Raw genomic sequence first — 11,441 nt, forward strand, 5'->3', positions numbered from 1 at the left:
CCTGTAGGGTCGCGTTTTTTGCGCCGTTTCGAGATCTGTCATGCAGGATGCAACCCTCCCCCGCCCGGCTTTGCTGGGCATCGACCTTGGCACCACCAACAGCCTGATCGCCGTCTGGCAGGACGGTCAGGCCCGACTGATTCCCAACGCTCTGGGCGATGTGCTGACGCCCTCGGTGATCAGCCTCGATGAAGACGACACGATTCTGGTCGGCAAAGCCGCCCGCGCCCGCCTGACTACGCACCCCGAGCGCAGCGCTGCAGCATTCAAGCGTTTCATGGGCAGCGATAAACAAGTCCAGCTCGGCACACGTCAGTTCAGCCCCGAAGAGTTGTCCGCGCTGGTGCTCGGCTCACTCAAGCAGGACGCCGAAGCCTTTCTCGGCCACCCGGTGTCGGAAGCGGTGATTTCCGTGCCGGCGTATTTCAGCGATGAACAACGCAAACGCACGCTGTTCGCCGCCGAACTGGCCGGGCTCTCGGTGACGCGCCTGATCAACGAACCGACGGCCGCCGCCATGGCTTACGGACTGCATGAGCAGAAATTCGAACGCACGCTGATCTTCGATCTCGGCGGCGGCACCTTCGACGTCACGGTGCTGGAATACGCTTTGCCGCTGATCGAAGTGCACGCCTCCACCGGCGACAACTTTCTCGGCGGCGAAGACTTCACGGCCGCGCTGTTGCAGGCCTGCCTGAAACACTGGCAACTGACCCCGGCAATGGTCGATGCGCAAAGCATGGCCAGCCTCGGTGATGCCCTTGAGCAGCTCAAATGCAAACTCGGCGAAGGCACTCAACACCTGAGCTGGCGCTACGCCGACAAGACCTTCGAATGGTCACTGGACGAAGCGGCGGCGGTAAAAATCTGGGAACCGTTGCTGGCCCGTTTGCGCGCGCCGATCGAGCAAGCCCTGCGCGATGCCCGCCTCAAACCTCGCGACCTCGACAGCCTGGTACTGGTCGGCGGCGCCACGCGCATGCCGGCCGTGCAGCAAATGGTCGCCACGCTGTTCGGGCGCCTGCCTTACCGGCATCTTGATCCGGATACCATTGTTGCGTTGGGGGCGGCGACGCAAGCGGCGTGCAAGGCGCGCGACGGTGCGGTCGAAGAGTTGATTCTGACGGATGTCTGCCCGTATACGCTGGGGATTGCGACCATGCGTGGCGAAGACATCAAAGGAGCCTTCTCGCCCATCATCGAACGTAACACCATCATTCCGACGTCAAGGGTGGAGCGCTATTACACCACCCAGCCTAAGCAATCGCTGCTGCGCATCGCCGTCTATCAGGGTGAACGGCCGTGGGTTTGCGACAACATTCTGATTGATGCTTTCGATGTCACGTTGACGCCTACTCAACACATCCAGGAACTGGACGTGCGCTTCAGTTATGACATCAACGGTTTGCTCGAAGTCGACGTCACCCTGCTCGAAACCGGAGAGCGCCACAGTCACAGCATCGACCGTAGCCCCACCGGTCTGGACGAGCAAGCGCGCCGCGACAGCCATAACCGGCTGTCCACTCTGAAAGTCCATCCGCGCGATGCGCTGCCCAACCGCACATTGCTGGCTCGTCTGGAGCGGGCATGGATGCAGAGTCTGGGCGAGCAACGCGAGCACATTGCCGAATGGTTGCACAACTTCACCAGCGTGCTCGGCGGCCAGCAACCCGCGGAGATCGCCAGCCATCGCTCAGAGCTGAACAAGGCGCTGGATCAACTGCGTCTCTAACCGTTGAGCCGCCGCAACGCGGCCTGCAGGCCGCCGGACAGCATCTCGGTATCGCCGCTGTCCGGCGGCACACCATAGCGGTTGGGCAACTTGTCACCGGCAAGCCCGAACAACACCAACGGCAAAAATGGCAGAACCGGCGTCAGCGCCATGAAGATCAGCAACGTCGGAATGCCCCGGCCCATGTCGTGCAAGCGACGCAGAATGGCGCCGAACACCAGCAGCACGGCCAATAACAGGATAAGGATGCCAGCGCCCGTGGTGCCACTGATCAGCCCTGCCACCGGCGCAATTACCACACACCCCAAGACCTGAGCGATAAAAGCCTTGCGCCCCAACCGCGAGCCGAGACGCCAGATCGCGGTCGCCGGTACCGGCTGCACATCGCTTTTCGCCAGCAGTAATCGTTCCGACCAGGACAATATCGCGCAAAGGGCCAGGCGCAACCCGACACTGTTCTGCACATCGTCCTTGCCCTGTTGCAGTTGGCGCAGGACGCGCGTTTTCGGCACCCCGGCAGCGCCATAACGAATCAAGCCCTTGAGCGCGTCCAGCGCCTCGTACGCCAGCAGTTTGTCGACACCAAAATCCGTCAGCACTTTGCGCGGCGGCCACACCGGTTCGCCCTTGATCAAACCGTCGCGGAAGCCTTCGAACCATTCATCCTCACAACTGATTGCCGCAATCGATTGCAACAATGCGCGATGCTGCTCGGCACTCAGGCTCGGGTCGTGATAGAGCACGCCCCAGAACATCATCAAACCCAGCAAATCGTCGCCGCATGCCGCACGATCACTTTCGAGGCAGGTGTAAAGCAGGGTATTGGCAGGCAACCGCACGCTGTCGAGTGCCTGCTCTACGCTGAACAATTGCTGCACCAGCAAACCGTGCACCGGATCATTGCCTTGCAGCCATCCGAGCAAACCGTTGCAATTGCCTTGCTCGCGCAGCAAGCGCCGCAGCAGTGGTTGCAGGCGACTCAAAGGATGAGCCGGATTGAATGGCAGGCGCTCAAGGCACTGCGCGTCAATCAACTGCAACCAGCGTTCGGGTTGTTCCAGCAACGCCAGCAAAAACAAAGTCTGCGCATGCCACTCCCAAGTGGCCTCACCCAGCCCGACCGGTGGCAACTGAATCCCGCGCCGGCTCAACTGCAGAATCAAGTCGAGTTCGGACAAGTCGCAATCATCTTTGACCGCGGCCAGCGTGAACGCGTCTGCCAGTCGTTCCAGCGCAGCGTCGTTGTAAGGCCGCAAGCGCCGCAACCACAGCCGACAGACCTTGTGCGGCTCGCCGTCGGTCAGCACCTGCGGCAATGGCCGCGAACCTGAGTCCGTGTCGCTGAACGCGCTCATGGCCAACGCAATCGGTGCCCTGCGCAACCAGCGCAGGTGTTGCTCGGCCTGATATTTGAACCCACTCATCACCAGGCTTTCGAGGGCATCGATCGGCAACGGTGCATCCACAATCTGCTGCAACAACGCCGTATCACCGCGATGCAGCGCCCAGGCATGCCGGTACAGATGCAGCAATCGGCTGTCGGCATTTTCGCCCAGCAATCGCGCGAGCAATGGCAGCTCATCACCGCTCATGCGCCAATCGACAAAACTGTGCGCAAGGCTCTCAAGCTTTAACCGCCCGACACCCAGCCAGCGGTTCAGCGTCTCGGGATGTTGTGACGGACAGCCATACACCTGGGCGTCATCGCCAAGATCCTCTGGCCAGGCAGAAATACCCTGCAGGCGATCGAATGCCTGAATCAGCAGCGGCAGAAAAGTCGGCTGACGCTTGGCACACAACTCCAGCAGACGACTTTCCGCCATCGGATGGCGATGTTCGTTCCACAGCCGGATCCAGCACGGCAATGCCTGATCGTCCCGCCCCAGCAGACTGTTCTGACACGCCAGCAGGTAAAGCCAGTCGACATCGTCCGGTGCAGCAAGCTGCTGCTCGATACAGCACTGCAAAAACGTCGGCCCGCCGATTCCCGCTTGAGTGAACTGCACCAACAGACGCTTGAGGAACGCGGCATCCTCCGGCAACGGCAGGCAGGTGTGCTGAGTGGCGAAGTCGGCGAACTCAGGCAGTGGACGCTGGTTGAAGATGAAGTCGAGGCTGCGGGCGTACCACAGTGATTCGGTCTGCGCAGCCTCTGACCATGTGCTCATCAGATCCGTATCGAACGGGTCCGGCGTTTCGATTCGCTGGAGAAAGGATTCCACCCGATGTGCGTCGTCGAAACCCAGATCCAGCAACTGTTGATCCCAGGCCATACGTTTGGCCAACAGATTCGCGCAACGGTACGACAACGGACCGGCGTCGGCCATCCGGTGGTACAGCGCCCAGTTGAGTTCATCGAGCACGTCCAGCGACAGCTCATCCAGCCCTCGGACAAAGGCCTGCCACGCGGAGAAATTGAACCGGCGCGCGGGATCATCCAGCAGCTCGCAGAACGCCCCGAACGCCGGAGGAACCTCAACGACAGTCTGTTCTGAGGCCTGGGACTCGTCCTCGTCCTCGTCCTCGGGCTCTTCTTCCTCGTCTTCACGCGCCAGACGCAGGGCGTTTTCGTAGGCCATGCGCAGCGCCTGAAACCCTTGCGGATCGGTCTCCGGATGATGCGCTGGCAAACGTGCGCGGTAGGCATTGCGGATCAGGTTTTCGTCGGTGGTAGGCTCGATGCCCAAGCGGATCCAGCAACTCATGACCAGTCGAACTCCTTGAGCGATGCCGGGCGTGGCGGCAAATCGATTTCCATATGCCACGGCAAATCAGCAAGGAACCGAGGGATGTTTTCGGCAAGGCCGCGGGCAATCCGCAGGTTAAGGGCGTTGGCGCCTTGTCGATCGAGTTCGCGCGCCAGCTCATCGTCGCTGGCACTCAGGCAGGACCAAAACGTCCGGCCCACGACAAAGCCATCGAAGTAAGCCATCCAGCTACCGTAGTGAAATTGCGCTCTGAGGGCCAAACGACTGTGCAGCCAATTGCTTTCGTCCAGGTCGACCCACTGATTGCGCACCGCACAGCGCAAGAGAAAGCCCATGCGGCCATAGTCCCAGGACAGTATCCCGCCCGGCCCACAACTGCCGAAGGTGCGACTGGCAAACTCGTGCAGGATGCGTTCACGGGGGGAGAGATCGTCCAGCAAGGCCTGCCATTCACTCGGCAGACAACGCTGCCACGCCAAGTAGGCCGCGCTGAGGTGCTTGGCATGGCCGTCGTCGGTCATCCGTACGAGCATGTCGAACAGCTGGCCACGGTCATCGATCCCCCAACTGTCCTGCAGATCAATGTAGCGATCATTGCAGAACGCGGGGTCGTCGTAGCTGGCGCCGGTATTGATCGCCGCCATGGGTGCAGACAGGGCGCACAGCCAGCGCTGTTGAATCTCGTCCATGAAAAAAGGCTCCAGGCCGACCGGTGAGGAATGGGGTCGGCAAAACTGCCGTGGATTGTAGAGAAACCGCCGCCAGCGGCAAAGTCGCACAACGGTTTTCTTGCGCGCACAAAAAAGGCCCCGACGTATCGGGGCCTTCATTCAGCGGCTCATCGCCGGTTCAGACGATTGTGTTGCGGCGCATGACTCAGTGCTGCAACGCCGGCTTCTGCGTCCCGTTGATCGGGATGCGTTTGGCTTTCGCTTCTTCCGGGATCACCCGCAACAGGTCGATGCTCAGCAGACCGTTGCTCAGATCGGCAGCCTTGATCTCGATGTGATCGGCCAGGCGGAAGGACAGCTTGAACGCACGCTGGGCGATGCCCTGGTGCAGGAAGGTCACGCCTTCGTTGGCATCACGCTTGCCACCACTGATGGTCAGCACACCTTTCTCGACTTGCAGTTCCAGGTCTTCTTCCTGGAAACCGGCTGCCGCTACGACGATGCGGTATTGATCATCACCGTGCTTTTCGACGTTGTAAGGTGGGTAGCTGCTGCCTGGCTCGTTACGCAGGGCGGTTTCGAACAGGTCGTTGAAACGGTCGAAACCTACCGAGGAACGGAACAGTGGCGCGAGGGAAAATGCAGTACTCATGGTTCAAATCTCCTGAAAACAATCAGCAAGGTTTTTTGACTCCGCGACCCGAATTCGGCATCGCGTAACCCTTAGATAGGGACCGCTGAAATGATTTCAAGAGATTATTTGCAGATTTTTTTCAGGCCGCTTCGGCGACCGGCAAACCGAGCAGACGCGAGACGTGATCCGGCTCGGTCTCACGGCGCAGCACGGTGAACAGCTCGGTAGCCTCGGGATAATTGCGCGTCAGCATGGCCAGCCATTGCTTCAAACGGCCCGGCGATTGGCGTGCAGTCATCTTCGCTTTGGCTTGCAACCAGAAGTCCTGGATCAGCGGCATCAGCTCGGCCCAGGTCATCTCGACGACTTCCTCACCAGCACGAGCGGCGGCGATCTGCTTGGCCAGATCCGGGCGCGACACCAGACCGCGACCGAGCATGATGTCTTCCACACCACTGATTTCGCGGCAACGCCGCCAGTCTTCGACGCTCCAGATATCACCGTTGGCGAACACCGGGACTTTGACCACGTCCTGCACGCGCGGAATCCACTCCCAGTGTGCTGGTGGTTTGTAGCCGTCCATTTTCGTACGGGCGTGAACCACGATGTGCTCGGCGCCGCCCTCAGCCAGCGCCGTGGCGCAGACCAGCGAACCGTCGGGGCTATCGAAGCCCAGGCGCATTTTCGCGGTCACAGGAATATGCGCGGGTACGGCGCGGCGCACGTGTTCGACGATCTGATTGAGCAGTTCAGGCTCTTTCAGCAGCACGGCGCCGCCACGGGATTTGTTCACGGTCTTGGCCGGGCAGCCGAAGTTGAGGTCGATCACTTCGGAGCCGAGTTCGCAGGCCAGTGCAGCGTTTTCCGCCAGACACACCGGATCGGAACCGAGCAATTGCACGCGCAATGGCACACCGGACGCGGTGCGTGCACCGTTGAGCAACTCCGGGCCGAACTTGTGGAAATAGGCCGGCGTGAGCAACTGATCGTTGACCCGAATGAATTCGGTCACGCACCAGTCGATGCCGCCAACGCGGGTCAGCACGTCGCGGAGAATGTCGTCGACCAACCCCTCCATGGGCGCCAGAGCAATTTGCATGGGAAAACACTACTTGAAGAAAAACGTGCGGCAGTTTACTGGATATCGCAAGAAATCGCAGAAACCTTGTAGGAGTGAGCCTGCTCGCGATCGCGGTGTGTCAGTCACCTCTGCATCGACTGGTACATCGCTATCGCGAGCAGGCTCACTCCTACAATTTAGATTTGCGCAGATTCTGAGAGCAGGATAGCCGGACCATAGCCCTCGACGAACTCGGCCGGCATGCGCTTTGGCTTGCCCGTGGACAGTTCGATGCAGACAAACGTGGTTTGCGCACGCAGCAGCGTGGTGTTGTCGCTCGGGCGCTTGAGCTGGAACTGCCGGGTCATTTTCAGGCGCTGATCCCAATCGACGATCCAGGTCGCCAATTGCAGTTCGTCGCCTTCATAGGCCGCAGCCAGATAATCGATCTCGTGACGGACCACGGCCATCGCCCGATCCAGTCGCCGATACTCGACCAGATCCAGGCCCAGACGCTGCGAATGACGCCAGGCGCAACGCTCGAGCCAAGTCACGTACACCGCGTTGTTCGCGTGGCCCAGCCCGTCAATGTCCTCGGCGCCTACTTGCAGATCAATGGTAAACGGCGTTGCCCGATCCCAGCCCATGCCCCACTCCCGATCAATGTATTCAACCGGGGCAGTGTAACGGAGCTCACGCCGATTGGCGCGCCTGAAGGCTGCGGCCGGCCAGCAGTGATAACACGCCATCAACCACTCGCGGGTCGGCCAGCACACGCTGATGCCCGCCGCCTTCAAGGCGCAACAGGCGGCTGTCGAACCAGGATTCGTGGATCAGTTGCGACTCCTTGACCGAGACGAAGTTGTCGTCCTCGGCATGCACGATCAGGCCAGGCATATCCAGTTGATAGTGGGCAACGTCGAGAGTCGCGGCGCGCATCCCGACATCTTGTTCGACCTGACGAATAAAGGCGGAACGCGCTCGCGGCGGCATACCGACGTAGCGGGCAAAACCGCGCAGTACGCCGAGGATTCGAGCCGGCGCGGCAATGCTGACGAGGGTTTCGGTGCGCAGGCCCAGTTGTACGGCGAGCATCGCGCTGGCGCCACCCATGGAATGACCGATGACCGCTTGCAATGGCGGCAACTCGGCAGCCGCTTCGAGCATCGCCCGAGCGAACAGCACGACATTGGCTTCACGCCCCGGCGAACGCCCGTGGGCCGGGCCATCCAGGGCAACAACGGTATAACCGGCCTCGACTAGCGCGGTGATCAGGGCAGCGAACTGGGTTGGCCGCCCTTCCCAGCCGTGCATCAGCAGCACGGTCGGGCCTTGGCCCCAGCGCAGCGCCGAAAGGCCAAAGCGCAAAGTGATGCGTTCGGAGCTGGCCAGCAGCGGCAGCTCCCAATCGCGCAGCGGCAACGACCGCGGCGTCATGAACGCCAGACGCATTTTGCTCGCTACCCGTTGCGGTGCAATCCAGCCCAAGGTGCCATTAACGCCACGAACCCACTTCAACGTGTTCATCGCTCTCTCCTCAGGCGTGTTGCCTTCAGGTCAACGCACCGCCGACTTGGCAGCGCGCAGCAATCGATCGGATAAATCTCCCGGGCCCAACGCCCTTGCGAGCGCCAGACCACCCACCATCAAGGCCACGTCGGCCAGGGCTTTGTCGGTGTCCTCAGGGCTGGACGCCAACTGCGCAATCATCAACTCCAGGTGTTCGTTCAGCGCGATGCGGAACGATTCCGGCAGACGACCCAATTCGCCAATCGAAGCTGGAATCGGACACGCCGCGTCGCTGGAATCACGATGCTTGCGCGACAGGTAAAACGCAGCGACCAGAGCGCGGCGCTCTTCGCCGGTCAATTCGGCATCCATGTCGGCAATCAGGTCGCGGCGGCGACCGAGCAATTGCTTGAACGCTTCGAGCATCATCGCGTCCTTGCTTTCGAAGTGCGCATAGAAGCCACCGACGGTGAGGCCGGCTGCGCCCATCACTTCGCCCACGCTCGGGTCAGCCGGGCCGCGCTGAATCAGTGCGGCGCTGGCAGCCTTTAGGATGCGTTCGCGGGTTTGAGCTTTTTTATCGTTCATCGTTGCCTCCGAATATTACGACTAGAATATTATTCGCATAATAATATTCTGCAAGTCAAGGATATGACCGCTGGTCTGAAGCACAGTGTAAGGAAAAAGGAGAATTGGCCAAACGCCAGACAAACAAAAGGGCCATTCAATAATTGAATGACCCTTATAAAATCCCGCAGAGCGGGTAATCGTGGCGTCCCCTAGGGGACTCGAACCCCTGTTACCGCCGTGAAAGGGCGGTGTCCTAGGCCACTAGACGAAGGGGACACAAACCTTCTATACAACTGATCAGTGCTGAGATCTGATCGATTCAAGGCCGGTGTGGCCAGACCTTGAACTTGTAAATTGGTGGAGCTTAGCGGGATCGAACCGCTGACCTCCTGCATGCCATGCAGGCGCTCTCCCAGCTGAGCTAAAGCCCCGGATTTTTCGCCTCGCGGCGGAGCGACATTTTGTAACATCGCTTCTGTAAAACTGGCGTCCCCTAGGGGACTCGAACCCCTGTTACCGCCGTGAAAGGGCGGTGTCCTAGGCCACTAGACGAAGGGGACGCAAACCCTTCTATACAACTGATCAACGCTGAGTGTTGATCGCTTCGGAGCCGGTGTGGCCAGGCTTCGAAGTGTAAATTGGTGGAGCTAAACGGGATCGAACCGTTGACCTCCTGCATGCCATGCAGGCGCTCTCCCAGCTGAGCTATAGCCCCTCATCGTTGATGTCATCGCTGAGGACGGGGCGAATCTTAAGGGCGTATCGAAAGCCTGTCAAACTTATTTTTGAAAAATTTCAAAGTTTTTCGTCGGCATAACAATCACTTACCGCCCTCCCCCGTAAATTCGGGGGTAAAAACGCCGAAGGCCGGAATCAAAAGATCCCGGCCTTCGGTGGTTCCTGCAGAGTCAGGCGTGCTTAAGCGATAGCGCCCAGCAGCTTTTCCCACTCTTTGTTTTCTTTCTTCGACACGCCGCCCAGCAGGTCGATTGCCTGGCGCAGACGATACCGGGTCAGATCCGGGCCGAGGATTTCCATGGCATCGAGCACCGAGACCGAACTCGCCTGACCGGTGATCGCAGCAAACATCAGCGGCATCGCATCACGCAGTTTCAGCTCGAGGGATTCGACCACTGCCTGAATCGTCGCGGTGATGTTGTCCTTCTCCCACTGACGCAGGCTTTCCAGCTTCCACAGGATCAACTGCATCAACTGGCGAACCTGATCGCCGGAGAGTTTCTTCGATTCGAACAGCTTGGCATCCGGATTGACGCCACCAGCGAAGAAGAACCCGCCCAGCGGTGCAACCTGGCTGAAGGTTTCGACGCGACCCTGAACGTGCGGCGCGATCTTCATCATGTATTCGGAATTGAACGCCCACTTCTGCACGCGTGCGGCGAACTCTTCCACCGGCAGATCACGCAGCCACTGGCCGTTTAGCCAGGACAGCTTCTCGATGTCGAAGATCGGCCCGCCGAGGGAAACACGCTTGAGGTCGAAATTGTCGACCATTTCCTGCAGCGAGAACTTCTCGCGCTCGTCCGGCATCGACCAGCCCATGCGGCCGAGGTAGTTGAGCATCGCTTCCGGCATGAAGCCCATGCGCTCGTAGAACGTCACCGAGGTCGGGTTCTTGCGCTTGGACAGCTTGCTCTTGTCCGGGTTACGCAGCAGCGGCATGTAGCACAGCTCGGGTTGTTCCCAGCCGAAGTATTCGTAGAGCAGAATCAGTTTTGGCGCCGATGGCAGCCATTCTTCGCCGCGCAGCACGTGGGTGATGCCCATCAGGTGATCGTCGACGACGTTGGCGAGGAAGTACGTCGGCAGACCGTCAGTCTTCATCAGTACTTGCATGTCCATGCGATCCCATGGGATCTCGACATCACCACGGAGCATGTCCGGCACCACGCAAACGCCTTCGCTCGGCACTTTCATGCGGATTACGTGCGGTTCGCCGGCAGCCAGACGGGCGGCGACTTCTTCTTTCGACAGCAGCAGCGCGCGGCCGTCGTAACGCGGAGTTTCGCCGCGAGCCATTTGCTCGGCGCGCATCTGATCGAGTTCTTCAGCGGTGCAGAAGCACGGGAACGCGTGACCCATGTCGACCAGTTGCTGGCAGTACTTCTGGTAGATGTCACCGCGCTCGCTCTGCCGGTACGGGCCGTGCGGGCCGCCGACGTCCGGGCCTTCGCTCCAGTCGATACCCAACCAGCGCAGGGCATCAAAGATCTGCTGTTCAGACTCGCGGGTCGAACGCAACTGGTCAGTGTCTTCGATGCGCAGGATGAACTCACCGCCATGCTGCTTGGCAAAGCAGTAGTTGAACAATGCGATGTAAGCGGTACCTACGTGGGGGTCCCCGGTAGGCGATGGCGCGATGCGAGTGCGGACGGTGGTCATGGCATGTCTCGAAAAGAATGAAAAGCAAAACAATCAAGCGGCGAATGGTAACAGGCGACACCCGCCCCGCTCCAGCAGGCAGGGCATTTAAGCCAAGTTTGCCTCTGGAACGCCCGTAAGCCGTGGTGAATGGGCAAATATCAGCGGATGGCATTTA

General features: G+C 60.0%; 9 protein-coding genes and 4 tRNA genes. 1 reads left to right on the forward strand and 12 read right to left on the reverse strand.

Going from position 1 to position 11,441, the window contains the following annotated elements; all coding sequences use genetic code 11:
• The first annotated feature begins 40 nt into the window (after nt 1-40).
• Complete coding sequence (locus ACOYXJ_RS28680; RefSeq protein ID WP_460372942.1) at nt 41-1,732, forward strand: Hsp70 family protein; 1,692 nt, start codon at nt 41-43, stop codon at nt 1,730-1,732.
• Here the strand turns inward: ACOYXJ_RS28680 and ACOYXJ_RS28685 are convergent.
• From ACOYXJ_RS28685 to gltX, 12 genes are all read right to left on the reverse strand, one after another.
• Complete coding sequence (locus ACOYXJ_RS28685; RefSeq protein ID WP_460372944.1) at nt 1,729-4,437, reverse strand: DUF805 domain-containing protein; 2,709 nt, start codon at nt 4,435-4,437, stop codon at nt 1,729-1,731. The genes ACOYXJ_RS28680 and ACOYXJ_RS28685 overlap by 4 nt on opposite strands.
• Nucleotides 4,434-5,129, reverse strand: coding sequence for a DUF1266 domain-containing protein (locus ACOYXJ_RS28690; RefSeq protein WP_460372946.1), 696 nt, complete (start codon nt 5,127-5,129; stop codon nt 4,434-4,436). Before ACOYXJ_RS28690 ends, ACOYXJ_RS28685 begins: the two co-directional genes overlap by 4 nt.
• Before the next feature lie 187 nt (nt 5,130-5,316).
• On the reverse strand, nt 5,317-5,763 hold the full coding sequence (locus ACOYXJ_RS28695; protein ID WP_007913433.1) for an Hsp20 family protein: 447 nt from the start codon (nt 5,761-5,763) through the stop codon (nt 5,317-5,319).
• Nucleotides 5,764-5,884: 121 nt separating this feature from the next.
• The gene (locus ACOYXJ_RS28700; protein ID WP_460372948.1) at nt 5,885-6,844 is read right to left on the reverse strand and encodes a tRNA dihydrouridine synthase; all 960 of its coding nucleotides are present in this window, start codon (nt 6,842-6,844) and stop codon (nt 5,885-5,887) included.
• A 158-nt stretch (nt 6,845-7,002) separates the two neighbouring features.
• The gene (locus ACOYXJ_RS28705) at nt 7,003-7,452 is read right to left on the reverse strand and encodes an acyl-CoA thioesterase (protein WP_460372950.1); all 450 of its coding nucleotides are present in this window, start codon (nt 7,450-7,452) and stop codon (nt 7,003-7,005) included.
• Between the two features lie 46 nt (nt 7,453-7,498).
• Nucleotides 7,499-8,332, reverse strand: coding sequence for an alpha/beta fold hydrolase (locus ACOYXJ_RS28710; protein ID WP_150794302.1), 834 nt, complete (start codon nt 8,330-8,332; stop codon nt 7,499-7,501).
• A gap of 30 nt (nt 8,333-8,362) precedes the next feature.
• Nucleotides 8,363-8,902 carry a TetR/AcrR family transcriptional regulator gene (locus tag ACOYXJ_RS28715; protein ID WP_007913421.1) on the reverse strand — a complete coding sequence of 180 codons (540 nt, stop codon included), beginning with the start codon at nt 8,900-8,902 and terminating at the stop codon, nt 8,363-8,365.
• Between the two features lie 182 nt (nt 8,903-9,084).
• A tRNA-Glu gene (locus ACOYXJ_RS28720) sits at nt 9,085-9,160 on the reverse strand.
• 79 nt (nt 9,161-9,239) lie between these two features.
• A tRNA-Ala gene (locus ACOYXJ_RS28725) sits at nt 9,240-9,315 on the reverse strand.
• A 53-nt stretch (nt 9,316-9,368) separates the two neighbouring features.
• Nucleotides 9,369-9,444, reverse strand: a tRNA-Glu gene (locus ACOYXJ_RS28730).
• Nucleotides 9,445-9,523: 79 nt separating this feature from the next.
• Nucleotides 9,524-9,599 (reverse strand) — tRNA-Ala (locus ACOYXJ_RS28735).
• Between the two features lie 203 nt (nt 9,600-9,802).
• On the reverse strand, nt 9,803-11,284 hold the full coding sequence (gene gltX, locus ACOYXJ_RS28740) for a glutamate--tRNA ligase (protein WP_007913414.1): 1,482 nt from the start codon (nt 11,282-11,284) through the stop codon (nt 9,803-9,805).
• Nucleotides 11,285-11,441: the final 157 nt, after the last annotated feature.

Source organism: Pseudomonas sp. Tul2A7, assembly GCF_054790505.1.